Source organism: Streptomyces sp. ALB3 (genome assembly GCF_044385685.1).
Taxonomy (GTDB): domain Bacteria; phylum Actinomycetota; class Actinomycetes; order Streptomycetales; family Streptomycetaceae; genus Streptomyces.
Genome location: NZ_JBISCE010000026.1, coordinates 596,699 through 621,706, shown reverse-complemented (window position 1 = coordinate 621,706; position 25,008 = coordinate 596,699). Strand labels below are relative to the sequence as shown.

The 25,008-nt window shown below is 71.9% G+C and carries 18 protein-coding genes and 2 pseudogenes; 17 read left to right on the top strand and 3 right to left on the bottom strand.

From position 1 onward, the window contains the following. Positions 1 to 801: 801 nt before the first annotated feature. Positions 802 to 1,168, top strand: a pseudogene (locus tag ACHFIV_RS33190) (transposase); the annotation flags it as partial. After that, positions 1,110 to 1,946: pseudogene (locus ACHFIV_RS14810) on the top strand (IS5 family transposase). The pseudogenes ACHFIV_RS33190 and ACHFIV_RS14810, both read left to right, overlap by 59 nt. A 139-nt stretch (positions 1,947 to 2,085) precedes the next feature. Here ACHFIV_RS14810 and gndA read toward each other — a convergent pair. Next, on the bottom strand, positions 2,086 to 3,525 hold the full coding sequence (gene gndA, locus ACHFIV_RS14805) for an NADP-dependent phosphogluconate dehydrogenase (protein ID WP_398968033.1): 1,440 nt from the start codon (positions 3,523 to 3,525) through the stop codon (positions 2,086 to 2,088). Positions 3,526 to 3,819: 294 nt separating this feature from the next. On the opposite strand from gndA, the gene ACHFIV_RS14800 reads away from it, so the two are divergent. Further along, complete coding sequence (locus ACHFIV_RS14800; RefSeq protein WP_398968244.1) at positions 3,820 to 4,488, top strand: HEAT repeat domain-containing protein; 669 nt, start codon at positions 3,820 to 3,822, stop codon at positions 4,486 to 4,488. Positions 4,489 to 4,493: 5 nt separating this feature from the next. Continuing rightward, complete coding sequence (locus ACHFIV_RS14795; protein WP_398968241.1) at positions 4,494 to 5,498, top strand: HEAT repeat domain-containing protein; 1,005 nt, start codon at positions 4,494 to 4,496, stop codon at positions 5,496 to 5,498. Positions 5,499 to 5,577: 79 nt separating this feature from the next. Here ACHFIV_RS14795 and ACHFIV_RS14790 read toward each other — a convergent pair whose 3' ends face one another. Then, a complete protein-coding gene (locus tag ACHFIV_RS14790; protein ID WP_398968030.1) occupies positions 5,578 to 7,410 on the bottom strand; it encodes an ABC transporter ATP-binding protein in 1,833 nt (610 codons plus the stop codon). Positions 7,411 to 7,795: 385 nt separating this feature from the next. Further along, a complete protein-coding gene (locus ACHFIV_RS14785; protein ID WP_398968028.1) occupies positions 7,796 to 8,272 on the bottom strand; it encodes a DUF5709 domain-containing protein in 477 nt (158 codons plus the stop codon). Between the two features lie 210 nt (positions 8,273 to 8,482). Here ACHFIV_RS14785 and ACHFIV_RS14780 point away from each other — a divergent pair, with 210 nt between their 5' ends. From ACHFIV_RS14780 to ACHFIV_RS14720, 13 genes are all read left to right on the top strand, one after another. Further along, entirely contained in the window at positions 8,483 to 9,739 is a 1,257-nt protein-coding gene (locus tag ACHFIV_RS14780) for an ATP-grasp domain-containing protein (RefSeq protein WP_398968026.1), read from the top strand. Beyond that, positions 9,736 to 10,575: a Rossmann-like domain-containing protein gene (locus ACHFIV_RS14775; RefSeq protein ID WP_398968024.1), complete on the top strand. Its 840-nt coding sequence runs from the start codon at positions 9,736 to 9,738 to the stop codon at positions 10,573 to 10,575. The genes ACHFIV_RS14780 and ACHFIV_RS14775 overlap by 4 nt, the downstream gene beginning before the upstream one ends. Further along, the gene (locus ACHFIV_RS14770; protein ID WP_398968021.1) at positions 10,572 to 11,657 is read left to right on the top strand and encodes a PLP-dependent cysteine synthase family protein; all 1,086 of its coding nucleotides are present in this window, start codon (positions 10,572 to 10,574) and stop codon (positions 11,655 to 11,657) included. The genes ACHFIV_RS14775 and ACHFIV_RS14770 overlap by 4 nt, the downstream gene beginning before the upstream one ends. Next, positions 11,654 to 12,721 carry a dipeptide epimerase gene (locus ACHFIV_RS14765; protein ID WP_398968018.1) on the top strand — a complete coding sequence of 356 codons (1,068 nt, stop codon included), beginning with the start codon at positions 11,654 to 11,656 and terminating at the stop codon, positions 12,719 to 12,721. Before ACHFIV_RS14770 ends, ACHFIV_RS14765 begins: the two co-directional genes overlap by 4 nt. Continuing rightward, positions 12,718 to 13,992, top strand: coding sequence for an MFS transporter (locus ACHFIV_RS14760; RefSeq protein ID WP_398968016.1), 1,275 nt, complete (start codon positions 12,718 to 12,720; stop codon positions 13,990 to 13,992). The genes ACHFIV_RS14765 and ACHFIV_RS14760 overlap by 4 nt, the downstream gene beginning before the upstream one ends. After that, complete coding sequence (locus ACHFIV_RS14755) at positions 13,989 to 14,885, top strand: class I SAM-dependent DNA methyltransferase (protein ID WP_398968013.1); 897 nt, start codon at positions 13,989 to 13,991, stop codon at positions 14,883 to 14,885. The genes ACHFIV_RS14760 and ACHFIV_RS14755 overlap by 4 nt, the downstream gene beginning before the upstream one ends. Then, the gene (locus ACHFIV_RS14750) at positions 14,882 to 16,477 is read left to right on the top strand and encodes an ABC transporter substrate-binding protein (protein WP_398968010.1); all 1,596 of its coding nucleotides are present in this window, start codon (positions 14,882 to 14,884) and stop codon (positions 16,475 to 16,477) included. The genes ACHFIV_RS14755 and ACHFIV_RS14750 overlap by 4 nt, the downstream gene beginning before the upstream one ends. Beyond that, positions 16,474 to 17,427: an ABC transporter permease gene (locus ACHFIV_RS14745; protein WP_398968007.1), complete on the top strand. Its 954-nt coding sequence runs from the start codon at positions 16,474 to 16,476 to the stop codon at positions 17,425 to 17,427. The genes ACHFIV_RS14750 and ACHFIV_RS14745 overlap by 4 nt, the downstream gene beginning before the upstream one ends. Further along, positions 17,424 to 18,230 (top strand): ABC transporter permease, encoded by an 807-nt coding sequence (locus ACHFIV_RS14740; RefSeq protein ID WP_398968004.1) that lies wholly within the window; start codon positions 17,424 to 17,426, stop codon positions 18,228 to 18,230. Before ACHFIV_RS14745 ends, ACHFIV_RS14740 begins: the two co-directional genes overlap by 4 nt. Next, positions 18,227 to 19,780 (top strand): ABC transporter ATP-binding protein, encoded by a 1,554-nt coding sequence (locus tag ACHFIV_RS14735; RefSeq protein WP_398968001.1) that lies wholly within the window; start codon positions 18,227 to 18,229, stop codon positions 19,778 to 19,780. The genes ACHFIV_RS14740 and ACHFIV_RS14735 overlap by 4 nt, the downstream gene beginning before the upstream one ends. Before the next feature lie 324 nt (positions 19,781 to 20,104). After that, the gene (locus ACHFIV_RS14730; protein WP_398967998.1) at positions 20,105 to 21,607 is read left to right on the top strand and encodes a UDP-N-acetylmuramoyl-L-alanyl-D-glutamate--2,6-diaminopimelate ligase; all 1,503 of its coding nucleotides are present in this window, start codon (positions 20,105 to 20,107) and stop codon (positions 21,605 to 21,607) included. A gap of 305 nt (positions 21,608 to 21,912) precedes the next feature. Further along, a complete protein-coding gene (locus ACHFIV_RS14725; RefSeq protein ID WP_398967996.1) occupies positions 21,913 to 23,427 on the top strand; it encodes a carboxylesterase/lipase family protein in 1,515 nt (504 codons plus the stop codon). 209 nt (positions 23,428 to 23,636) lie between these two features. Then, positions 23,637 to 24,770, top strand: coding sequence for a S1 family peptidase (locus ACHFIV_RS14720; protein ID WP_398968238.1), 1,134 nt, complete (start codon positions 23,637 to 23,639; stop codon positions 24,768 to 24,770). Positions 24,771 to 25,008 lie beyond the last annotated feature (238 nt).

Genomic DNA, 25,008 nt, shown 5'->3' with positions numbered 1-25,008 from the left:
GAGCGATCCCTCACGATAGAGGCGGCAACGGCCCCCTACAACCCTTCGCGTCGAACTCGTTGGCGATGGCCCTTCCCTCCCGCAGGTGTCGCCGCCGACTGCCGTCAACAGCAGCTGGCTCGGGCCCTGAGCGCTCCTGTCGATGAGGGCCCGTGAGTAACCGGGGGCGATCACGCTGGGCCTGACCGTGTGTCGAAACTTGCCCGCCCCGATGCGGCACGGTCAACGTCCACCTTGTGCCCTGGCCATGGACGGCGCCGAGAAAGCCCCGCCGACTTGCTCCGACGGGGCTTCTTGGTGGGGCTGGTCGGATTGGGTTGGTGCGCGCGCTGACGGCTTCGTTGTACTCGGGTTCACCGCTCTCGAGGACGCGGAGGAGCGAGGCGGTGACGACTCGTGCTGCGCGGCCGATCGGCAGGACACGGCAAGGGAACTCCCCGCGACGCACAGGTTCGTAGCCCTTTGACATTGACGCGCCAATTGCTTGGGCGGCGTCCTCGACACTCGTGGTAGCGGTTTCAGCCAGCGGAGTGGGGGTGGCGAGCGTTGTGTCACGATCTCTGCGGGGTGGTGCGCGGCAGTCTCGACGCTCATATGACGCTCGTTCTGATGGCACGTCAGGTGCTCGTGAGTGGGTGGTCGAGTCCATTCCGCTCCCGGGTGCGGTGTACCGCCTCGCGCGACGAGCATCATCAGCCGCGTCGAGGAGGCCCGGGTGGGCCGACCGGGCCTCGATCCAGACTGCCGCGATCCGGTTTGGACGCCATTTCAGTTCGCGTGATCTTGCGGCAGGCTGGATTGATGACTGCTGCGCTTGTCGAGCACGGTGCGGAGGGCCTGTGGACGTTCTTCCAGTGGGTGCCGCCGGCGCCGGTTCGCCCGCAGAGCGGAAGGCCCCGGCGGCGAGGAGACCGGAGGTGCTGGCCGCGATCATTTTCGTGGCCAGCACCTCGGGCTGCACCTGGAACCAACTTCTTCCGGGCTTCGGTCTTTCCGGAGTGACGGCCTTCCGGCGGTTCACCGAGTGGACCGGGGCCCGGGTGTGGGCCTAGCTCCACCGCCTGGTCCTAAGGCGGTTTCGTTCGGATCAGCCGATAGTTGGTCCAGGTGTGCCGTTGACCGACACGCAGTGGGCGCGGATCGAGCCGTTACTCCCGTACCGGACCCCGGAGAGGGGTAGCCGCTGGCGGGACCATCGCGAGGTGATCGACGCAATCGCCCACAAGGTCCGGACCGGTACGCAGTGGTCCACCTGCCGGAGAAGTTCGGCAACTGGCGGGGCTCTACAACCGGCTGCGGATGTGGGCTGTCAACGGCACTTGGGAGCGAGTGTTCACCGCTCTGGTGGCCCGGGCCGACGCGGACGAGGACCTCAACTGGGCCGTCCCGGTGGATTCCACGATCGTGCGGGCTCACCAGCACGCGGCCGGGGCCCGCAAAAAAAAGGGGCCCCGGTCGGCGAACCCGATGGCCATGCCATCGGCCGCTCCCGCGGCGGGCTGACCACGAAGATCCTCGCGGCCGATGCCCGCTGCCGGCCTCTGGCGTTCATTCTCACCGCAGGCGGTGACGCACCCGCCTTCACCGACGTCATGGCCCGCCTGCGCGTTCCCCGTCGGCGAGGACGGCTTCGCACCAGGCAGGACCTGGTCCTGGCCGAAAAGGCGTACTCCTCCCGCGCGATTCGCGAGCACCTGCGCAAGCGCGGCATCCGAGCAGTGATCCCTGTTCCTGCTGACCAGCGCACGCACCGGCTACGTCGGGGCAGCCGGGGCGGCAGGCTACCGGCCTTCGACCGTGAGACCTACAAGCAGCACAACACCGTCGAGCGGTGCATCAACCGCCTCAAACAGTGGCGTGGCATCGCTACCCGCTACGAGAAGACCGACACCACCTACCTGGCCGGACTCCACATCGCGGGCATCTTCCTCTGGTCCGCCCGGTGATCCGAACGAAGTTGCCTAGCGTCCTTTTGCGTCGCGGTGCGGACGGGAGCGTGGCCCCGTCCATCTCCTCTGGTCTCTTCAACCTCCCGATCGCCTCGGAGGTTATTCCGCTCCGGCGTCGGCTTTCGCGGGTGGTCGGTCAGCTTTCGGTCTCGGTCTTGTCGCCGCCCCAGAGGGTGTGGAAGGTGCCGTCGCGGTCGGTGCGGTGGTAGGTGTGGGCACCGAAGTAGTCGCGCTGGCCCTGGGTGAGAGCGGCGGGGAGCCGTTCGGCGCGCAGGGAGTCGTAGTAGGCGAGGGTGGCGGCGAAGGCGGGGGTGGGAACCCCCTGGGCGACGGCGGTCGCGATCACGGTGCGCCAGTCGTCCTGTGCGGCGGCGATCTCCTCGGCGAAGCCCTTGTCGGAGAGGAGGCTCGGCATCCGGGGCTGGGCTTCGTAGGCGTCGGTGATCCTGTCGAGGAACGCGGCCCGGATGATGCAGCCGCCGCGCCAGATCGAGGCGACCTCGCCGAGGTCGATGTCCCAGTCGTACTGCTCGCTGCCGGCTGCGATCTCGTGGAAGCCCTGCGTGTAGGCGACGATCTTCGAGGCGTACAGGGCCTGCTCGACCTGGTCGGCGAATGCCGCCGCCTCGTCCTCGCCGAGTGCGCGGGCGGCCGGCCCGGCGAGATGGCGTGAGGCGTCACGGAGTGCGGCGTGACCGGACACGGAGCGGGCGAAGACCGCCTCGGCGATGCCGGAGACGGGGACGCCCAGATCGAGGGCGATCTGCACGGTCCAGCGGCCTGTGCCCTTCTGCTCCGCCTGGTCGAGCACGACGTCCACGAACGGCTCACCGGTCGCCGCGTCGACGTGCGAGAGCACTTCCGCGGTGATCTCGATGAGGTAGGAGTCCAGACGCCCGGTGTTCCAGGTGCGGAAGACGTCCGCGATCTGCGCGGGGGAGTATCCGGCCACGTCGCGGAGCAGCTGGTACGCCTCGCCGATGAGCTGCATGTCCGCGTACTCGATGCCGTTGTGAGTCATCTTCACGAAGTGTCCGGCGCCGTCAGGACCGATGTGCGTGACGCACGGGGCGCCGTCCTCGGCCTTGGCGGAGATCTTCTCCAGCATCGGCCCGAGTGAGTCGTAGGACTCCTTGCTGCCGCCCGGCATGATGCTCGGTCCGTCGAGCGCGCCCTCCTCGCCGCCGGAGATCCCGGTACCCACGAAGTGGATGCCCTGCTCGCGCAACTCGCGCTCCCGGCGGCGTGTGTCCGCGAAGTGCGCGTTGCCTCCGTCGATGATCACGTCGCCGCGGTCCAGGAGGGGCGTGAACTCCGCGATCACCGCGTCCGTGGCCTCTCCGGCCTTCACCATGACGACCAGGCGTCGTGGTCTCTCCAGGGCCGCCACGAAGGACTCGGCACTCTCGGTCGCGATGAAATCGCCCTCCTCACCGAACTGCTCGACGAGTTCGTGGGTGCGAGCGGCGGTGCGGTTGTGCAGGGCGACGGTGTACCCGTTGCGTGCGAAGTTGCGGGCCAGGTTGCGCCCCATGACGGCAAGTCCTGTGACACCGATCTGCGCTGTTCTGCTCATCGTGGCTCTGCCCGCTTCCGGTTTCGTGGTCCTCGGCAGTCCGCCGACCGCCATGGGGAACGCGCTGCCGAGCCTACGAGGCGCAGAGGATCGTGGACCGGAAGGCTGTCATGGTGTCCGCCAAGGTTCCCCGGATGGTCCCCGTACGGCTGTACGGCCCGTCGGTGGGGCGGGGCGCGCGACACGGGTGACGAGACCTTCCAGGCCGCGAGCGCGGACGCTGTCCGGGGGAGAAGGCCGACTTGACCTTGACACCGTGACAACCCCTTCACTGGGGCGCAGGAGGTGGCCATGATGACCGTGCCGGAACGGAATACGGACGTGCTGCGCGTTTCGCGGGGCCTGGAGGACAGCCGCTCGTCGGTGCGGCTGCGCGCGGCACTGGCGGTGGGTACCGCCCCTGACGTGCGGTTGGTCGGCACACTCGTCGAACGGTGTGCCGTCGAACCGGACTTCCATGTGCGCGAGATGCTCACATGGGCGCTCACCCGCCACCCGGAGTCGGTGACGGTCCCGGAGCTGGTCGAGGAGGTCCGCTCACCGTGTGCGCAGGCCCGGAGCCAGGCGTTGCACACGCTGTCCAAGATCGGGGACAAGCGGGCGTGGCCCGCGATCACGCGGGCGCTGCTGTCCGACGCCGACGACGAGGTGGCCCGGACTGCTTGGAGGGCGGCGGTCGTGCTCGTGCCGGTGGGCGAGGAACACGAGTTGGCCGCAGTATTGTCGGCGGAGTTCGGACGGGGCGGCCGAGACACCCGGTTGAGCCTCAGCCGGGCGTTCATCGCGCTCGGTGAGGCGGCTCTGCCGGCTCTGCACGTGGCGAAGACGGACCTCGACCCCCACGTCCGCGCGCACGCCATCGCCACGGAGAGGATGGTGCACGACCCGGACGCCGGATTCGACTGCGCGGTCGAGGAGGCGAAGCGCGTCGTGGCTCTCGGCACGGCCTGGGTGGAGGGATGACAGCGGTGTTCATCGGCGACGTGGCACGACGGTCCGGGGTCAGCGCCCGCATGCTCAGGCACTACGACTCGCTCGGGCTGGTGCGCCCGACGGGCCGTACCGGCGCCGGGTATCGCCAGTACTCCGGTGAGGACATCCGGCGGATCTTCCACATCGAGAGCCTGAGGTCGCTGGGGCTGTCGTTGCGCGAGGTCGGGCGTGCGCTCGACGAGCCGGACTTCACGCCCTCGGAGCTCGTCGACGACCTCATCCGCCGGACGTGTGAGCAGATCGCGAGTGAGACCGAGCTGCTCACGAGGCTCCGTCGGATCGGTGCCGCCGAGCCCGCCGACTGGGAGGAGGTCCTCCGGACGACCTCACTCCTCCAGGCGTTGGGCTCGCAGAGCGCCGGCCGGCGCCAGCGCGCGGCCCTGTCCTCGGTCGAGGAGGTTCCGGTGCCGGTGGAGGCGCTGGTGGAGGCGGTGCTGAGCGAGAAGGACCCGCACGTCGCCGGAGCCCTTCGATGGGCTCTGGCGCACTCGGGGGACGGTGGTGCGGCCCTGCTGGCGGAGGGTCTCGGGTCACCGGCGGCCGAGGTGCGCAAGCGCGCCGTCCAGTGCCTCGCCGAGATCCCGGACGGCGAGGCGACCGCCTTGCTGCGGGACGCCCTCACCCATCCGGACGCCGTGGTCCGCCGGTACGCGGCTCTGGCGCTCGGGGCCCGCGGAGTGGCCGACGCGGTGCCGGTGCTCATCGAGATGGTCGTCGAGGACACCGGTGGCGCCGATGCGGCCGATGCGCTGAGCGGGCTGGCGAGCCGTCCCGCCCTGGCGGAAGAGATCGCCGCCGGGCTCGTCGAACGCCTGGACCACCCCACAGCCGCCCCGTCCGCACGCCGACGGCTGACGGAGGCGCTCGCGGACATCCCGGGGGACACGGCGTCACGTTCCCTCGCCGGCCTCGCACGTGACGAAGACCGTGCCGTCGCGCTCACCGCGGCATACGTTCTCGGGCTACGTGAGGCACACTGACGCTTCTCCGCCGTGACGTCGGTGTGCGGTGGTGTCCTGCCGAGGTCCCCGACGCGTATCCCGCCGGGGACCACGGGCGTCACCGTGGCTGATCAGCCCTACCGGCGGGTTCACCCGTCGCGGTGTCGACGAGGAAGCCGCCGGACTGGTGGTGCCAGAGCTTGGCGTAGGCGCCGTCGGTGTGCAGGAGCTCGTGGTGGGTGCCCTGCTCGACGATGCGGCCGTGGTCGAGCACGATGAGGTGGTCCATCGCCGCGACCGTGCTCAGGCGGTGCGCGACGACCAGCGCGGTCCGGCCCTCCATGAGCTGCCAGAGGGCCTGCTGCACGAGGGTCTCGCTCTCGGAGTCCAGCGCGCTCGTCGCCTCGTCCAGCAGCAGGATCGGCGCGTCGCGCAGGATCGCCCGGGCGAGGGCGACCCGCTGACGCTGCCCGCCGGAGAGCTTGACGCCGCGTTCGCCGACCATCGTGTCGAAGCCCGCCGGGAGCTGGTCGGCGAACTCGGTGACGTGTGCCGCGTCGGCGGCGGCGCGGATCTCGGCCTCGGTGGCGTCCGGCCGGGCGAAGAGCATGTTCTCGCGCAGGGTGCGGTGGAACATGGCCGGTTCCTGCGGGACGTAGGCGATCAGGCTCCGGAGATCGGACTGGCGTAACCGGCTGATGTCCTGACCACCGATCAGCACGCGGCCACCCTGGACGTCGGCCATCCTGAGCAGCAGCCGGGTGAGCGTGGTCTTGCCGCCCCCGGACCGTCCCACGAGACCGATGCGCGCCCCGCTCGGCACATCCAGGTCGAGTCCCTCGAAGATCGGATCACCCCCGTCGTGGGCGAAGGTGACGTGCTCGAACCGGACGTCGGCGCCCTGGGGCCGAAGCGGCTCGGGTGTCGCGGGGTCCAGCACCGTCGGCGGGACGAGGAGCAGTTCGGTGAACTGGGCGGCCTCGGTCATGGAGCTTTCGAGGCGACGGTAGATCTGGTTGAACTCGAACATGATGCGGGTCGAGCCGGTGTAGTACGTGAAGGCGACCACGATCGCCTCCACGCTGCCGCCCCCGGCACCGATGCCCACAGCGAGGAGCAGGCCCAGCCCGTTGGTGAGCACGGAGAGCGGCGCGACGAGGGTGTCGATGCGGAGATTGCCGTAGTCCCACGAGCGCAGGGTCAGCCGCCGGGATTCCGCGACCCGTGCCCGGTGCTCGGCGGCCTCGCGCTCCTCGGCCGCGAACGCGCGCACGGTGTCCATGTTCATCAGTGCGTCCGAGACGTGGCCCGACACCCGGGCGATCGCCTCCTCGCGCCGGTCGACCAGCTTCTGGCGGCGCCGGATGAGCGGTGCGGCGCACAGCGCGGTCAGCGTGATCATCGTCAGGAGGCCGACCACCAGCAGGGGGTCGTAGGTCCACAGGATCACCGTGCCGAACAGGAGGGGGCCCAGGCTGCCGACGATGCTGAAGGTCAGGGTGTCGATGAACTCCTCGAAGCGGGAGGCGTAGCTCAGCACACGTTTGGTCAGCGACCCGGCGAAGTTGTCCTGGAAGAACGCGGCGTCCTTGGCGAACAACTCGTCCATGCCGGTGACGTAGAGGTGCTCGATGCCACGGGCGTCGACGCGGTTGAGGCAGTGCAGTCCGAGCCGCCACATCACCTCCGCCAGGAGCAGCACCCCGGCGAACACGCCGACGTAGGGGAGGGCCTCGCGGATGCCGATGGCGCCGTCCTCGGAGATCCTGCCGACGAGTTTGGCGACGACCAGCGGGGCGACGTAGGTGATCCCGATGTTGCCGAGGGCCGGAAGTGTGAGTGCCGGAACGGAAAGTGCGCGCTGGCGGGACAACTCCCGCAGGTAGTGCCGGAGTGCGAGCCGGACCGGGCCCTTGCCCGGTCCGGTGCTGTGAGACTGCTGCGATCCCATGCCGACCTCATGTCGTTTCGCGGGCAGTGGCTCCGGACTCCCCGCCGGGGTGGGTCCACCGCCCGGCGAGGCGCGGCACCGCACCCGGCCGAGCGTTCGACGCGTTCCGTGGCGAGCGGTCCGGGGGAGGAAGTCTTCCGTCACCCGAGGGCCGGCGTCCAAGCGTTTTCCGGGGCGCGGGTGGCACAGCGGCTTCTTTCGGCCTGTCTGTCACGCCTCGCACCACGGGCGTGCCTCAGGGCCCGGGCGCCGGGTCCGCACGCACGCAGCGCGTCCGGGCCGGCCGGACAGGCCGCACGCACAGTGCTCCCCGCTCAGGCGTACGCGGACGGCCCTCTGGCGGGAAGGAGGGCCGGCGAAGGACGTGTGCTCGACGGCACCGCCTTCAGGACGCCTGTCCCTCCGCGAACAGGTCCCGTTCCTCCGGGATCAGGTGCATCGCCGCTTCCTCGGCGGACGCCGCCGCACCGTCGACGCCGACATCCTGGGCCGTGAGCGTGGCGGGCACGTGGCCGTCGCCCTCCTGCGTGAGCCGGCCCGCGCGGTCCGTCGCGCTCTCCGTGCCGTAGAGCTCCCCGTCGCCGTCCGCCAGATCCGCGAGTCCGTCGCTCTCAGGGCCGGCGGACTCGGGAATCTCCCGGGTCAGGCGGCTCTCGAGGGACTCGCCCGTGTGCTGCTCGGACGCGGTGGTGCCTTCGTCGTCGACCGCCCAGGGCCGGTCCGGCGGGGAGTAGCCCTCGTCGAGGAGGTCGTCGACCCGGGACACGTCCAAGGTGTCCTCCAGATCCAGCAGGTCAGCGGGGTCGGACGCCTCAGGCTCCTGCGGCTGGTAGACGTCGTCCCCCCGGTCGCTGTCACTCATGGCGTACCCCTTCCTCCGGGCCCCTGCTTGTCATTCCACTCCGGTCCGGCGAGGGACGCAACGGAAGACGGTTTCCGGTGCCGTGGTGACGCCGTTTTAGATGACAATGAAAACGATTATCGATAGCGTGTGTGCGGTCGGGCGGGAAGCCCCGTACGGGTGATCTCTGCCTGCCCGCATCCCGAACAGCACTGTGAGAAGGGGGAGATCGTGGCTCATCTGTTGGTGGTCGAGAGCTGGGTGGGATCGATGAGCAGGCTGCTGCCGCGGGCACTGGAGGAGAGGGGGCACCACTTCACCTTCCTCACCCGCGACCTGCACCACTACATCCGAGCGGCTCCGGAGGGGGCCGGGCACCCGCTGCTCACCGCCCGTAACATCGTCACGGCGCCCACCAACGACGTCGGCACGCTGCTTCCCCAGGTCGAGCGGCTGCATCAGGCTCTGCACTTCGACGGGGTGGTCACGTCCTGTGACTACTATCTGCCGACCGCCGCGAGAATCGCCGCGCTGCTGGGTCTGCCCGGCCCCTCGGCCGCATCCGTGGAGAACGCCTGCCGCAAGGACGCCACCCGCCGCGTGCTGGCCGCCGCAGGGGTCCCCGGCCCTCGCTTCGCCGTGTGCGCCGACGGGGTGGAGGCAGCCCTCGCAGCCGAGGACATCGGTTATCCGCTGGTGGTCAAGCCGGTCGACCTCTGCGCGGGCATGCTCGTGCGCCGGGTCGACGACGCGAGCCAGCTGGCCGTGGCCTGCCGGGCACTCGCCGCCTTCCCGCGCAACGCCAGGGGGCAGCGGCGCACGCCCCACATCCTGCTGGAGGAGTACCTCGACGGCCCCGAGGTGAGCGTCGAGACGGTGACCTGCCGCGGCGTCGCGCACGTCGTCGGGGTGACGGACAAGAGCGTCGGCGGGGCCCCGGCCTTCGTCGAGACCGGTCACATGTTCCCGGCGGACCTCTCCGCGGCAGACCTGACCGCCGCGACCGGCACCGCCCTCCGCGCCGGTGCGGCACTGGGGCTGGACGACGTCGTGGCGCACACCGAGATCAAACTGACCGCCGGCGGTCCCCGGGTCGTGGAGGTCAACCCCCGGCCGGCGGGCAACCGCATCACCGAGCTGGTCCGCCACGTCACAGGGATCGACCTCGCCGCCGCCTGCGTCGACGTCGCCCTGGGCCGGGAGCCCGAACTCCTGCCCCGCGACACCGGACTGCACAGTGCGGCCGTCGCGTTCCTCGTCCCCGACGAGGCGGGCACGCTCGCGTCGGTGGAGGGCGCCGACCGTGTGCGCGAAGCCGACGGTGTCCTGGAGGTCCAGCTCGCCGAAGCGGGCCGCACGGTCGAGGCGGCGGACAGCAACAACGCGTACCTGGGCCACATCATGGCGGGCGACCCCACCGGGCTCGGTGCCCGGCGACGCGTCGAGACCCTGCTCGCGGGAGTGCGCCCGCTGCTGGTGCGCTCATGACGACGGCCTCGCGCACCCCCGTGTCCTGCTTCGACTCCCTCCTCGGCCAGGCACTGCGCGGCGACCTGGGACCGGCCCCCCACACCCGCCGTATCGCCGTCGCCTTCACGACGTCCCAGGCCGTACGGCACGACGGGCGGGGCGGCGGCTACCGCAACGAGGTCCTCAGCCTCCGCCTCGACCGTGCTGTCGGCTCGTGCGCGGTCGAACCGGGCGCACTCCCCGCCGGAACCGTCGAGGACTGCGCCGGCGCGGACGTCGCCGCGCTGCTCACCCACCCGCTCCTGCCCGTCAGGGTCGCGGCCCTGGACGCCTACCTGATGCACCTCACGCCCCACACCCCGTCCCACGGCGCGCGGCAGGTGACCATCCCCGCAGGGAGCTCACTGGAACGTTCGCAGGCACGGGCCGCCGCGGTGGCCGACCTGCTGGACCTGCCGCCCGGCAGCACCGTCCTGGTCGTCGGCGTCGTCAACTCGCTCCTCCAAGCACTGCGTTCGCGTGGGCTCAGAGGGATTCCGTGCGACCTGAAGGGCGGGACCACCGAATGGGGGGAGTCCATCAGGACGGACGCCCTCGGCGAGATCGGACGCTGCGACGCGGTGCTGGCCTCCGGCATGACGCTCGGGAACGGAACCTTCGACCCGCTGCGCCGGAGCGCCCAGGAGCACTCGAAACCACTCGTCATGTTCGCCCAGACGGGAAGCGCCGTCCTTCCCCGCTTCCTGCACGCCGGAGTGGCCGCGGTGTGCGCGGAGCCGTACCCCTTCTTCTGGCTCGACGGCGGACCCGGCACCATCCACCGCTACCGCGCGGACGACGGAGGCACCTCTTGACCACCGCATCCCTGCCCGCCCTCGCCCCCAACCGCGAGCTGCTGGCCCTCCTCGGCCGCACTCCGCTGGCCAGGATCACCACCGCGCTGCCCCTGCCCCACCCCGGCTTCTGGGCCAAGCTCGAAGGGCACGCCGTCGGCGGAATGAAGGCGCGGGCAGCCGTCTCCATGCTCCTGGGCGCCGAAGAACGCGGCGAACTCCTGCCCGGCGCACCGGTCGTCGAGTCGACCTCCGGAACGCTCGGCATAGGACTCGCGTTCGCGGGCCAGGCACTCGGGCACCCCGTCGTGCTCGTCGGCGACAGCGAACTGGAGCCCTCCATGCGCCGACTGCTCCGCTCCTACGGGGCGCGCCTCGAACTCGTGGACCGCCCCGCCGAGTGTGGCGGCTGGCAGGGCGCCCGCCTGGAGAGGCTGCACGACCTGCTCGCGCTGCTGCCCGGCGCCTACTGGCCCGACCAGTACAACAACCCCGACAACACGGCGGGTTACGCCTCCCTCGCGGCGGAACTCGCCACCCAGCTCGACCACCTCGACATCCTCGTGTGCAGCGTCGGCACCGGAGGCCACAGCGCCGGGATCGCGGGTCCGCTGCGCAGGCACTGGCCGGACCTGCGTCTCGTCGCCGTCGACTCAGCGGGATCCACGATCTTCGGACAGGCCGCCGCGCCCCGGCTGATGCGCGGCCTCGGCAGCAGCATCCACCCCCGCAACGTCGCCTACGACGCCTTCGACGAGGTCCACTGGATCGGCCCGGCGGAGGCCGCCGACGCCTGCCGGCGTCTCGCCCGCGGCAACTTCGTCAGCGGCGGCTGGAGCACCGGGGCCGTCGCGCGTGTCGCCGCCTGGGCGGCCCGCACCCACCCCGGGGCGGCCGTCGCCACCGTCTTCCCCGACGGACCGCACCGATACCTCGGCACCGTCTACGACGACGACTTCATGACGACCCACCACCTGGACACCGGCCTCGCGGCCGGATGCCCGGTCGACGTCCCCCACCCACGCGCCGCGAGCACCGCGGGATGGGCCAGGTGCACCACCGTCACCGATCCGCTGGCTGAGCGCATGCGGAGGAAGCCGTGAAACTCACCCAGCACACCGTGCGGCTCGTCCTCGCCGAGCCGTTGCGCATCTCGCGATCGACCATGACCGCACGCGACGCCGTGCGCTTCACCATCCACCACGAGGGACTCAGCGGCCATGGAGAGGCCGTCACCAGCCTCTTCTACGGCCTCGACACGCCCGCACTCCAGCGCCTCGCCGCCCGGACCGGTGAGTGGCTCACCCGCTTCGCCGGACCGGACACCGCGCTGCACGCCCTGCGCGGCGGTGAACTCACCGCCACCGGGGCCCCGGCCGCCGTGACCGCCGCCGCGGAGGCGGCGCTCCTCGACCTGGTCGGCAAGCGCACCGCCACCGCCGTTCACCGTTTCCTCGGGTCGTCGGTGGCGCCGAGGGCGGCGACCGCCCGCACGATCTCGCTCATCTCCCCGGGGCAGGCGGCCGCGCAGGCCCGCGGACTGGCCGGGGCCGGGTTCTCCGTCATCAAGATCAAGGCGGGTGACGCGGACCAGGAGGCCGATCTGGACCGGGTGCGGGCGGTCCGCGCCGCGGCACCGGAGGCCCGGCTCCTCCTCGACCCCAACGGGGCCTGGTCGCCGGGCCAGGCACGCGAGCTCCTTCCCCGGTTCGCCGCCCTCGGCGTCGAGGCGGTGGAACAACCGATCGCCCCCGGTGACCCGGAGGCTCTCGCACGGCTCGCCGCCGGCTCACCCGTTCCCGTCATCGCCGACGAGGACGCGGTCACCTACGAGGACGCGCGGCGGCTCGCCGGGCGCGTCCACGGGATCAACGTCAAACTCGCCAAGTGCGGCGGCGTCCACGCCGCCCTGCGCATAGCCGCCCTGATCGAGGGCAGTGGCACGGACCTGATGCTCGGCTGCCTGACCGCCAGCACCCTCGGGATCGCCCCGGCGGTCCACATCGCCGACCGTGCCCGCTGGACCGACCTCGACGGGCATCTCCTGCTCGCCCACGACCCGTGGACCGGGATAGGCGGCCCGGACGGCTTCGTCGAGGCCGGCGAGCGGCCGGGGCTCGGCGTACGCCCCCGGACCGAACCCCGGGCCGGGAGCGCCGCCTCATGAGGACCTGGCACGAGATACGCGGATTCCCGATCGCCATCCGCCTGCTCCTCGTCAACCAACTCGGCGTCAACACCGGCTTCTACCTCCTCATCCCCTACCTCGCCACCCACCTCGGCGACGACCTGGGCATGTCGGCGGCCGTCGTCGGAATCGTCCTCGGCGTACGCAACCTGAGTCAGCAGGGCCTGTTCCTCATAGGCGGCTCCGCCGCCGACCGGCTCGGCGCCCGAGGCGTCATCATCGCCGGCTGCGCGATACGGACGGTGGGCTTCGCCCTCTTCGCGCTCGGCGACGGACTGCCCGTGCTGCTCGCCGCCTCCGTACTCAGCGGAGTGGCCGGTGCCCTCTTCAACCCCGCCGTCCGCACCTATCTCGCCCAGGAGGCGGGGGAGCGCAGGGCGGAGGCGTTCGCCCTGTTCAACGTCTTCGCGACGACCGGGGCCCTGATCGGCCCACTCCTGGGCGGTGCCCTGCTGCTCGTCGACTTCCGGGCCTCCGCGCTCACCGCCGCGGGCATCTTCGCCCTGCTCACCGTCGCCCAGGCCCTGGTGCTTCCCGCCCGGGACGTGCCACCCGCCACGGCCCGCGTCACCGCCGACTGGCGCGAAGCCGCCGGCAACCGGGCCTTCCTCGCGTTCGCCCTGGCCATGACCGGCATGTTCACCCTGGAGAACCAGCTCTATCTGCTCCTGCCCGCCGGGGCCCGGCAGGCCACCGGCTGGGACGGCTCCGCCGGACTCGTCCTCCTCGTGGGGACACTCGCGGGAATCGCCTTCCAGCTGCGGATCACCCGAGCGCTGAAGGGCCGGGGGAGCAGGGGCCGCTGGATCGCCACCGGACTCCTGCTGATGGGGCTCGCCTTCGTACCGCCGATGCTCCTCGCGAGCACCGGCACGCCCCCGGACGGTTTTCCGGACGCCGTCCTGCGCGCCCTGCCCGTGCTGACCGGGGCCCTCCTGCTGCACCTCGGGGTCATGATCGCGCAGCCCTTCGTCATGGAGCTGATCCCGGGATTCGGGAGGCAGGCCCTGACGGGTACGTACTTCGGTGTCTTCTACGCGGTCTCCGGCATCGCGGCGGCCGTCGGCAACGCCGCGGTCGGCCTCGCGATGGACGCCGCCCTGCGGGCCGGGGACGACAGCGGGGCGGCCCTGCTCCCCTGGGCCTGCTGCCTGGTGGCCGGGCTGGCCTCGGCAGCCGGCGTGGCCTGGCTGCACCGCAACGGCACCCTGCCCAGGACACATCCCGCCCCCGCGACGGTGACGGCGTGAAGCGCCGCACGGGGAACCTCCTCACCGACCGCCCGGACCTGTACGAAGCCAGGTTCCCCGACCCCGACCGCCTCGCCGGGCGCTGGGCGGAGGACCTCCTGGGGCGGTACCGCGCGGGGCCGGCCGTCCTCGACCTCGGCTGCGGAACCGGCAGGGACGCCGCCTTCCTCCACAGCGCCGGACGGCGTGTCACGGCCGCCGACCTCTCCCGCACCATGCTCGCCCACGCGCGCACCCACCACCCGGGCCCGGTGTACGCCCAGGCCGATCTCAGCCGGTTCGATTTCGGTCAGCACGCGTTCGACGCCGTGGTCTGCCTGGACAGTTCACTGCTCTACTGCCACACGAACGAGCAGATCGACGGATTCCTGACGTCGTGCCGACGGGCACTGGTCCCCGGCGGACTGCTGGTCGCGGAGATGCGCAACGGCGCGTACTTCCTCGGCCGGGACGAGCCTGCCGCCGCTCCCGCCGTCTCCCGGTTCACCTGGCGGGGGACGACGTACCGCTCGACCACCGCACTGCACATCGACCGGGCCGCCCAGCTCCTGCGGCGGTCCCGTCGCTGGACTGCCGACGACGGCACCCCGCCCGTCGAGGAGCACTCCGCGTGGCGGCTGCTCCTGCCCCAGGAACTGCGCCACTTCCTCACCGTCCACGGCTTCGACGTCCTCGCCCTCCACGACGGACCCGGGCCACGCACCGAACCCGCCTGGCACCCGGGTGCCAGGCCGGGTACCGCCGCCGACGGCGACCGGCTCCACCTCGTCGCCAGGACGACCGCACGGAGACAACGCCACGTGACCGGGCGATCCGCCGGGGAGCAGGCACCCGGACCGGCCGAGCCGACCACAGGCCACTCATCACCCCCAGCAACAGGAGAACAGCCATGACCGCAACAGCCGACAGGCACGATCGCTTCCCCGGCCTGCGCAGGCGCGGATTCCTCGCCGCGGCCGGGGGAGCGGCCGGCCTCGGGGCGCTCGCGCTCGCCGGCTGCTCCGGATCCGCCGGCACCGAGGCCCCCGCCGGCAAGGGGGACGGCACCCCCCGGCGCGGCGGCCGGCTGCGCGCCGCGTTCGCCGGAGGAGGCGCGAGCGAAACCCTCGACCCACACCTGGGGAACCTCTTCGCCGACGCCGCCCGGAGCAAGGCGGTCTTCGACAAGCTCGCCGACTACGGCGCCGACCTGTCCGCGGTGCCACGCCTGGCCGAGACGTGGGAACCCAGCGCCGGCCTCGACCGCTGGACGGTCACCCTGAGGCAGGCGGAGTTCCACGACGGGAAGCCGGTGACCGCAGCCGACGTCCTGTACAGCTACCGCCGCATCGCCGACCCCGAGCAGGCGTACCGCGCCCGCGCCTCCCTGGAACCCATCGACCTGAAGGCGAGCCGTGCGCGGGGGGAGCGCACCGTCGAGTTCGTACTCAAGCGCCCCACGGCCGAGTTCCCCAACGTGATGGCCGCCTTCGGCGCCTACATCGTCCAGGACGGTGCCACCGCGTTCGACCGCGAGCCGATCGGCTCCGGCCCCTTCCGGTTCGTCTCCTTCACTCCGGGGCGCTCCACCGTCCTGCGGCGCAACGACACCCACTGGGACGGGGCCCCGCACCTGGACGAGCTCGAGTTCATCGTCGCCAACGAGGAGTCCGCCCGGATCAACGCCCTCCTCGGAGGCCAGGTCGAGTACGCGCACGAGCTCAACCCCGCCACCGGCCGCGCCCACGAGAAGGCGGGTGCCATCGAGATCGTCCGGCTGCGCAACAGTGCGATGCAGGCGTTCGCCATGAAGACCGACCGCCCGCCCTTCGACGACCCCAGGGTCCGCGAGGCCTTCTTCCTCATCGCCGACCGCCAGGAACTCGTGGACGGAGCCCTGTCAGGCGCGGGTGAGAAGGGCAACGACCTCTTCGGCAAGGGATACGAGTACTACGCCGACGAACTCCCGCAGCGTGAGCAGGACATCGGCCGGGCCCGCCGTCTCCTCCGGCAGGCGGGCGCGGAAGACCTCAGGGTCACACTCGACACCTCCGCCGTCGCGGCCGGTTTCACCGAGGCCGCCGGAATCCTCCGGGACCAGGCGGCACGCGCCGGAGTCCGCATCGACGTGCGCATGGGCAGCAAGGACTCCTACTGGAAGGACATCCTCGACTCGGGAACCCTGTGCTGCTACCGCTCCGGAGCCATGCCCATCGAGTCCCACATCTCCCAGCGCCTGCTCAGCGACTCCACCACCAACGCCACCAAGTGGCAGGACGAGAAGTTCGACGCGCTGTACCAGCAGGCCCAGTCCACCAAGGACCGGACGGCGCGGGCCGCCCTGTACGGGCGCATGCAGCGGCAGTTGCACGCCGAAGGCGGCTTCCTTGTCTGGGGCTTCGGCGACTGGATCCTCGGCACCGCGCGGTCCCTGCGCGGTGTCACCCGTGAAGCACCCGCCAACACCCTGGACTGGGCACGCTTCGACAAGGTCTGGCTCGCGTGAGCGGACTCCGTTCCTGGATCGCCCGGCGCGTGGTCCTCGGCGTCTTGCAGACCGCGGCCGTCGTACTGCTCGTCTTCGCGCTCACCGAGGCGCTGCCGGGTGACGCCGCAGTGGCCTTCGCCGGGGACCAGCCCGACCCCCGGCGCATCGCGGCCGTCCGTGAGGCGATGGGGCTCGACCGGCCCGTCCACGAGCGACTCGCCGACTGGGTCACGGGGCTGCTGCACGGCGACTTCGGCACCTCGCTCGTCTCCGGACGGCCCGTGGCCGGATTCCTCCTGGACGGATTCGGGCCCACCCTTGTGCTCGCGACGCTCACGGTCCTGCTCCTGGTCCCGGCCGGCGTGGGCCTCGGCGTCCTCGCGGCCCGGCACGAAGGGCGGTTCACCGACCGGCTGATCAGTTCCGCCACCCTCGGCGTCTACGCCGTTCCCGAATTCGCGCTCGGAGTCCTGCTGGTGACCGTCTTCGCCCTGAGGCTCGGCTGGTTCCCGCCGACCGCCGTCGGCTACGGAACCGGCCTCCTCGCGCATCCCGCCGTACTCGTCCTGCCCGTGCTCGTGCTGCTCGCGCGGCCTGTCTGCTCGCTGGCCCGGCTGGTCAGGGCCGGCATGATCGAGGCACTCGCCGCCCCGTACACCGTCCACGCCGAGAGGTGCGGACTCCCCGGTGCCCGCATCCGGTACGGGCACGCCCTGCCCAACGCACTCGCTCCCGCCACCCAGCAACTCGCCCGCACCATCGACTGGCTGCTGTGCGGCGTCATCGTCGTGGAGGCCCTCTACGTGATCCCCGGACTCGGCACCGTCCTCATGAACGCCGTGGCCGACCGCGACGTCCCCGTCGTGCAGGGACTCGCGGTGGTCTTCGGCCTCGCCACCGTCGTCCTCAACCTCGGCGCGGACCTCGTCACCCACCGGCTCGCGCCACGCTCGGGGGTGGCCGCGTGACACGGCTCCGCGGATACGGGCCCGGGGCGGCCGTCGCGGCGATCCCGCTCGGCCTCGCTCTCGCCGGACCGTTCCTCGTGGGGGAGCCCCCGGCCCGCGGTGCCTCCTTCACGCCGGGGGACGGCCACTGGCTGGGCACCGACTTCGTCGGCCGGGACGTCGTGCACCAGGTACTGCTCGGCGGACGGCCGGTCGTCCTCGTCGCACTGGCGGCCACGGCGCTGGCGTACCTCGTCGCCCTGCCGCTCGGGCTGATCAGCGCGCTCACCCACCGGAGATGGCTGGAGGAAGTACTGATGCGTCCCCTGGACGTCCTGCTCGCCGTCCCCTCACTGCTCATGCTCCTGCTGGTCGCCGCAGCCTTCCCGCCAGGAGCGGTGGGGCTCGCGCTGCTCGTGGCCTTCGTCTCCGTCCCGGACACCGCCCGGATCGTGCGCGCCGCCGCGGCGGAGGCGGCGTCCCGGCCCGCCGTGGAGGCGCTGCGCATGCAGGGGGAGAGCTGGTGGCGCCTCGCCGTCGGATACGTCGGGCGGTCCATCCTGCGCACGCTCGCCGCCGACGCGGGGATCCGGCTGACCGGAGCCCTCTACCTGGTGGCCACCGCGGCGTTCCTGGGCATCGGCGTCGCGCCGGACGCCGCCGACTGGGCCGTGATGGTGGACCGCAACCGCACCGGCCTGCTCATCCAGCCCTGGGCGGTCGTCGTGCCCGCCGTGCTCATCGTCGCACTGACCATGGGCAGCAACCTGCTCGTGGACGCCGCCATGCAGAACCGCACCCCCCGGAAGGGCCGTCACCCATGAAACCCCCCACCCAGGACGTGGTCGCCGCCGTCTCCGGGCTGACCGTCGAGGTCGAGGGCCGGACACTCGTCGACGGGGTGTCGCTCCGGCTCCGGCCCGGCACCGTCACCGCCCTGGTCGGCGCGTCCGGCAGCGGCAAGACCACCACCGGCCTCGCCCTGCTCGGTGAATACCCCGCGGGCGCCCGGGTGGCCGGCGAGGTGGCCGTCCACGGCGCCCGGATCGGCTATGTCCCCCAGCATCCCGCCGCCGTCCTCAACCCCGCCCGCCGCGCAGGGTCCCTCCTGCGTGACATCGCGCGACAACAGGTACGGGACCTTCCCCGGCCGAGGCGTCGCGACACGGCACGGCAGCGCGTCACCGAGGCGCTCGCCGCCGCACAGCTCGCCGGTTCGCACGAGGTGCTGAGCCGCTATCCGCACCAGTTGTCCGGCGGCCAGCAGCAGCGCGTCGTCCTGGCGCAGGCCCTTCTCCTCGGCTGCCGCGTCATCGTCGCGGACGAACCCACGACCGGACAGGACGCGCTGACGAAGCGCCGCGTCGTCGAACAGTTCGCAGCGGTGGCGGCCGGAGGCATCGCCGTGCTGCTGCTCAGTCATGACCTCGACGTCGTCCGCGAACTGGCCGACGAGGTACTGGTGATGCGCGGTGGCCGTGTGGTCGAGCAGGGCCCGGCCCACCGGGTCCTGGACGCCCCCGCACACCCGTGGACCAAGGAGCTTCTCGGCGGGCCGAGGACGCTGCCGTACGCGGACCCGGAGCGCACCGGTACGGAGCTGCTGACGGTCCTCGGACTCACCGCCCACCACCGGGCCGGCGGCGGACGCGTCCCCGTCCTCGGCGTGGACCGGCTCACCCTCCGCAGCGGCGAGTGCCTCGCCGTGGTCGGACGCTCGGGCAGCGGGAAGACGACCCTCGCCCGCTGCCTCGCCGGCCTCCACCGCGACCACACCGGACAGATCCGGCTCGACGGGTCAGTCCTGCCGCGCAGCCTGCGGGACCGCAGCCGCGAGCAGCTCGCCGCCGTGCAGTACGTGTTCCAGGACGCGAGGGCGGCCTTCGACGAACACCGGCCGGTGCTGGACCAGGTGGCCCGGACCGCTGTCCGCCTGCACGGCACCTCACGCCGGGAGGCGGCGGCGGAGGCCCGGAAGGTGCTGACCGGACTCGGGCTGGACGAGAGCCTCGTACGCAGACCCCCCGGCCGGCTGTCCGGCGGCGAACTCCAGCGGGCGGCACTCGCCAGAGCGCTCCTCGCACGGCCCCGGGTGCTCATCTGCGACGAGATCACCTCAGGGCTCGACCCCCTGGCCAGGCGCTCCCTGCTGGACCTGCTCGCCGTACTGATGCGCCGGCCGGCCGGTCCGAGCGTGGTCCTGATCACGCACGACCTCGACACCGCGGCACCGGCCACGCGCGTGGCCGTGCTGGACGGCGGAGCGGTGGTCGAGGAGGGGCCGAGGGAACAGGTCCTCACAGCACCCCGGCACCCCTTCACGGCCGCGCTGCTCGACGCGTCGAAGGGGCGGGGAACAGCGGTACGTCCCTGAAACGGAATCCGGGCCACCCCTCCGGACGTACACTCGGCCCATGGGTCGTACCGGCGTCAGAGGGAAGTGCCTGCACCAGGCTGCCCCCGGTGTGCCCGCGAGCTGCCGCAGCGCCCTGCACGGGCACGGCTAGCGGCCTTCGGCGGCCACCGCCACCGGCACGGCGCCGCACCCCGCCTCCCCGCCCCACGGGCGCGCCCACCGGACACGACGCGCCCCTCGCGTCGCACGCGCTCCACTTCACCACCGCAGCTTCGGCACACCGCCGTCGCCGCGTTCCGGCGACGGCCGCACCACGGCCGGAGCCCCCTCGAAGGGACCACCTTGAAGCTGAGCGAGCTGCTGGCCGGACAGACCCACCACGTCCTCCAGGGCGACCCGGAGAAGACGCACATCACGGCGGGGACGGCCTTCGACGCGGACCGCGTGACGCCGGGATCGCTTTTCATCGCCGTGCCCGGACACCTGGAAGGCGGCCCGGACGCGGTCGCCCCCGCCCTGGCCCGGGGCGCGGCGGCGGTCGTCGTGGAGGACGGCTTCGTGCTGCCCGTGGCCGTGGAGGACATCTGCGTCGTCCGGGTGCCGGACACCCGGGCGGTGGCCGCCGTCGTCGCGTCACGCTACTACGGTGAGCCCGGCCGCCGGATGAACATGGTGGCGATCACCGGGACCAACGGCAAGACGTCCGTCTCCTACATGGTCGAGTCAGTGCTGCGGATCTCGGAGGGCGCGCGGGCGGGAGTCATCGGCACGGCCGGGAGCCGTATCGGCGACGAGCTGATCCCGATGCCACGGTCGGTCCTGACCACACCGGAATCACCCGACCTGCAGTACCTGCTGGGATGCATGCGCGACCGGGGCGTGGACACCGTGGTGCTGGAGGCCACGTCCATGGGACTGCTGACGCACCGGATCGACCGCACCTTCGTCGACGTGGGGGTCTTCACCAATCTCAGCCAGGACCACTTGGACGACCACGGGACCATGGACAACTACCGGGACGCCAAACTCCGGCTCTTCCAGGGGCTGTGCGGTCACGCCGTGGTCAACGCGGACGACCCGGTGGGGGCTCGCATCGCCGCGATGATGCCCGGTGCGGTGACCACGTACGCCCTCGACACGGATGCCGACTACAGGGCCACCGATCTGGTCGTCGACGCCTCGGGCACCCGTTTCACCCTGCATCACGACGGCCGCAAGTACCCGGCCGCGATCCCCGCGCCCGGCAGGTTCTCCGTGTCCAACGCGCTGGCCACGGTGGCGGCCTGCCACATCCTCGGCCACGGCCTCGCCGGGCTCGTCTCCGCGCTCGAACGCATGCCGCAGATCCCGGGGCGGTTCGAGCGCGTCACGACCGCCGGCGGCACCTCGGTGATCGTGGACTACGCCCACTCCCCGGACTCGTTGAACAAGGTACTGAGTACCATCCGCGGGTTCGCCCGTTCCCAGGTCATCACCGTCTTCGGTTGCGGCGGTGACAGGGACACCACCAAACGCGCCGAGATGGGGACCATTGCCGGACAGCACTCCGACCTCTGCGTCCTCACCTCGGACAACCCGCGCAACGAGGACCCCGAGGCGATCCTGGACCAGGTGGTCGCGGGCATCGAGGAGACCGGCACCCCCTACCGGCGCATCACCGACCGCCGCCGCGCCATCGCGTTCGCCCTGTCGGCAGCCGGTCCGGGCGACGTCGTCCTGATCGCAGGCAAGGGCAGCGAGCCGCACCAGATCGTCGGTGACGCGCTCCTTCCCTTCAGCGACATGGCCACCGTCCGGGAGCTCGCCGGCATCCGGACGGTCCGGAGCCGGCCCGTTCCGCGGTAGGGCCGGCGCGAAACGCGTTCCGACCCGCCGCCGTCGAACCGGACCTCCCACCGGTGACAGTGGCCCCGTCCGCGCTGAAGCCGCCGGTGAGATGCCGACGGAGATCCCCGGTGTCCTCGACCGCCCTGTGCGACCGGTCGGGCGGAGCGCCTCCAGCCTCGCGCTCGCGGGGCCGACAGGCCGGCGACGTCAGCCCGATCCACACCAGGGATGCGTCAATCGGGGCCGTACAGGTGTTGGCGGAGCGACCCGGTCCGATGTGAAGCTGATGCCTGGCCATGCGGGCGCGGTACGGGGGAGCACGGATGCAGACGTTCAGGACGACGACCGGAGCGGTGACCGGACGGCGGGCGGTCCGTGATCCGGGAGTCGTCGTGCTACGCGGGATCCCCTATGCCGCCCCGCCCTTCGGCGCCGCCAGGTTCCGCGGCCCCCGCCCCGCCGCCCGCTGGGAGGGGATCAGGGACTGTGCGGCGTTCGGGCCCGTCGCCCCGCAGTCGGCCGAGCTGCCCGGAGCGCCCGTCTGGGCACCGGGTGACGAGGACGTCCTCAGCCTCAACGTCTGGACCCCGGCCGACAGCGGCGGCACGCTCCCCGTGCTCGTCTGGATCCACGGCGGTGCGTTCGTCTTCGGTTCCTCCGCCCAGCCGGACTTCGACGGGACGGTCCTGGCCGGTCACGGCCTCGTGGTCGTCACCCTCAACTACCGTCTGGGATTCGAGGGCTTCGGCCGCGTCCCGCCTGCCTCCGGCGCGGAACCCTGTCCGGACAACAGGGGGCTGCTCGACCAGATCGCCGCCCTGCGGTGGGTGAGGGACAACATCGCCGCGTTCGGCGGGGACCCGGACCGCGTGACCGTCGCGGGGCAGTCCTCGGGAGCGACCTCGGTCGCCTGCCTGATGGCGATGGAGGGGGCGCGCGGACTCTTCCGCCGCGCCGTCGCCCACAGTGCCGTGAACGCCTGCGCCACCCCGGAGTCCGCGGCCCGCACCACGGCAGAGGTGGCCGCCGAGGCCGGTGTGCCCGCCACGCACGAGGGGCTGCTCTCGGCCTCCCCCGGAACCCTCGTCGCCGCCTCGGACCGGGTCGTGGCACGCTACCGGCGCGACCCCTCGTCCGGACGGCGCCACTACGACCCGGCGATCTACGGGCCGGTGGCGGGCGTCGCCTCGCTGCCCGTCGACCCCCTCACGGCGTGTGCCTCGGGAACCGCCGGCGAAGTGGACCTGATGGTCTGCCACACCAGTGAGGAGTACTGGCTCCTCGACGCCGTGGGCAGCTGCGCCAGGGTCTCCACGGAACAGCAGTTCGGTGTGTTCGCCACCGATCACCGGCTGCCGGACTCCTTGCTCCATGCCTACCACCTGCTGATGCCCGGGGCCTCCGTACACGAGCGCTACCTGGCTGTGTACGGAGACATGCTGTTCGGCGAGTACAGCAGCAGACTGGCCGAGTCGTACGCGGCGTCAGGAGGCAGGGCCCACCTGGCCCGTTTCGTGCGCCGGCGCGACGGACAGGGGAAGCCGGTCAGGGCCTGGCACTGCGCGGACATCCCCTTCGCCTTCGGCACCGTGGAGGACGAGAGGGTGCACTTCCTCATCGGAGGGCCGCCGCACGCCGCCGACCTCGACCTGGCAGGGCGCATGGCGAGCGCATGGGCGGCCTTCGCCGCCACGGGCGACCCGGGCTGGCCACGGCTCACCTCCGGTGCCGCGGGCCCCGTACGCATCTGGGACACCTCCCCCGGGGCCGGGCACAGCAGTTGGGACGCCTTCAGAGCGCCGTGGCGAGCCGCCGGGCTGCCGCTGCTCACTCCTTGACCGCCGAGAAACCGGCGAACCGGCGCACCGGGGCCTCCGGGGCAGCCCCACGCGCAGGCGCGCCGTCATTGGCATGGACCTGACCGTCGAACTGGACTACAGTCCGTAGCGCACTTCTGAGAGCGCTCTCAGACTGCTCTCGGATGCTTCCTGTTCCACCCCCACGATGCTGGAACAACAGAAGGGGCACTCCCTTGAGACACACGACGATGGTGCGGACCGGACTCTCCGCACTGCTCATCATCGGCACCTGGGCGACCGCCGGCCTGACCCAGGCCTCGGCGGCGGATACCCGGGTGTCCGCCGGGCCCCAGGCCTCGGCAGGGATCATCACGGCCATGCAGCGCGACCTCGGGCTGACGAAGAGCCAGGCGGAGAAGCGGCTCTCCGCGGAGAAGGCGGCAACGGCCCTGCAAGGGAAGGCCAGGAGCGCGGCCGGGGCGAGCTTCGGCGGATCCTGGTTCGACGCGAGCAGCAGCCGGCTGACGGTCGCCGTCACGGACGACGCCAAGGCCGCTGCCGTCCGCGCCACCGGCGCTCAGGTCCGGGTGGTCGACCACACGGCTCGCGAGCTCGACGCGGTCAAGAGCCGGCTGGACACGCTCTCCGCACCCGCCGGCGTCAGCAGCTGGCACGTCGATCCCCGGGCGAACAGTGTCGTGGTGAACGTCGTCGCCTCCGAGCGGGGTGACAACGATGTCCGCACGTTTCTGGCCAAGGCGCGCGAGGCCGGCCCCGTCACGGTGAAGCAGACCGCCGAGCAGCCGCGGACGTTCGCGGCGGGCACGGTGGGCGGGGACCCCTACTACACCGGCAACGTCCGTTGCTCCATAGGCTTCTCGGTGCACGGCGGCTTCGTCACGGCCGGACACTGCGGTCAGGCGGGCGGAGCCGTGAGGGGCTGGGACGGCTCGGCCATCGGCCACTTCCAGGGATCGTCCTTCCCCGGCAACGACTACGCCTGGGTGAACGTGGGCAGCGGCTGGTGGACCGTACCCGTGGTCCTGGGCTGGGGCACCGTGTCCGACCAGTTGGTCCGCGGCTCGAACGAGGCTCCGATCGGCGCCTCGATCTGCCGCTCGGGCTCCACGACCCACTGGCACTGCGGCAACGTCCTCGCCAAGAACGAGACCGTGAACTACAGCCAGGGCGCCGTCCACCAGATGACCAAGACCAGCGTGTGCGCCCAACCGGGCGACTCCGGCGGCTCGTTCATCAGCGGCGACCAAGCACAGGGCGTCACGTCGGGCGGCTGGGGCAACTGCAGCGGCGGTGGTGAGACCTGGCACCAGCCCATCAACGAGATCCTCAACCGCTACGGGCTGACCCTCCACACGGCCTGACCGAGGACCGCGCCGGGTCCGGTGACCCGGCGTGAACCGACCGGTCTGCTGCGGCAGCACGTCGCCCCTGCCGCAGCAGACCCCGGCCGCGCACTGATCCGGACGCTGCCGGGTGCGGCTCCACCGCACGCCGCAGCCGGACGGGGACCGCGCCGACGGGCCCGCCTCCGCATCCGGCCCGCGTCCGCTCGGAGGGCGTGCCACCCCGTCGGCGTGAACCGGTGTCGACGGGAGGTCC

Bases quoted from the DNA above. Each gene is read 5' to 3' on its own strand.
- gndA (WP_398968033.1), bottom strand. From the start codon at position 3,525: ATGAGCAGAACAGCGCAGATCGGTGTCACAGGACTTGCCGTCATGGGG.
- ACHFIV_RS14800 (WP_398968244.1), top strand. From the start codon at position 3,820: ATGACCGTGCCGGAACGGAATACGGACGTGCTGCGCGTTTCGCGGGGC.
- ACHFIV_RS14790 (WP_398968030.1), bottom strand. From the start codon at position 7,410: ATGGGATCGCAGCAGTCTCACAGCACCGGACCGGGCAAGGGCCCGGTC.
- ACHFIV_RS14785 (WP_398968028.1), bottom strand. From the start codon at position 8,272: ATGAGTGACAGCGACCGGGGGGACGACGTCTACCAGCCGCAGGAGCCT.
- ACHFIV_RS14775 (WP_398968024.1), top strand. From the start codon at position 9,736: ATGACGACGGCCTCGCGCACCCCCGTGTCCTGCTTCGACTCCCTCCTC.
- ACHFIV_RS14760 (WP_398968016.1), top strand. From the start codon at position 12,718: ATGAGGACCTGGCACGAGATACGCGGATTCCCGATCGCCATCCGCCTG.
- ACHFIV_RS14750 (WP_398968010.1), top strand. From the start codon at position 14,882: ATGACCGCAACAGCCGACAGGCACGATCGCTTCCCCGGCCTGCGCAGG.
- ACHFIV_RS14735 (WP_398968001.1), top strand. From the start codon at position 18,227: ATGAAACCCCCCACCCAGGACGTGGTCGCCGCCGTCTCCGGGCTGACC.
- ACHFIV_RS14725 (WP_398967996.1), top strand. From the start codon at position 21,913: ATGCAGACGTTCAGGACGACGACCGGAGCGGTGACCGGACGGCGGGCG.
- ACHFIV_RS14720 (WP_398968238.1), top strand. From the start codon at position 23,637: ATGGTGCGGACCGGACTCTCCGCACTGCTCATCATCGGCACCTGGGCG.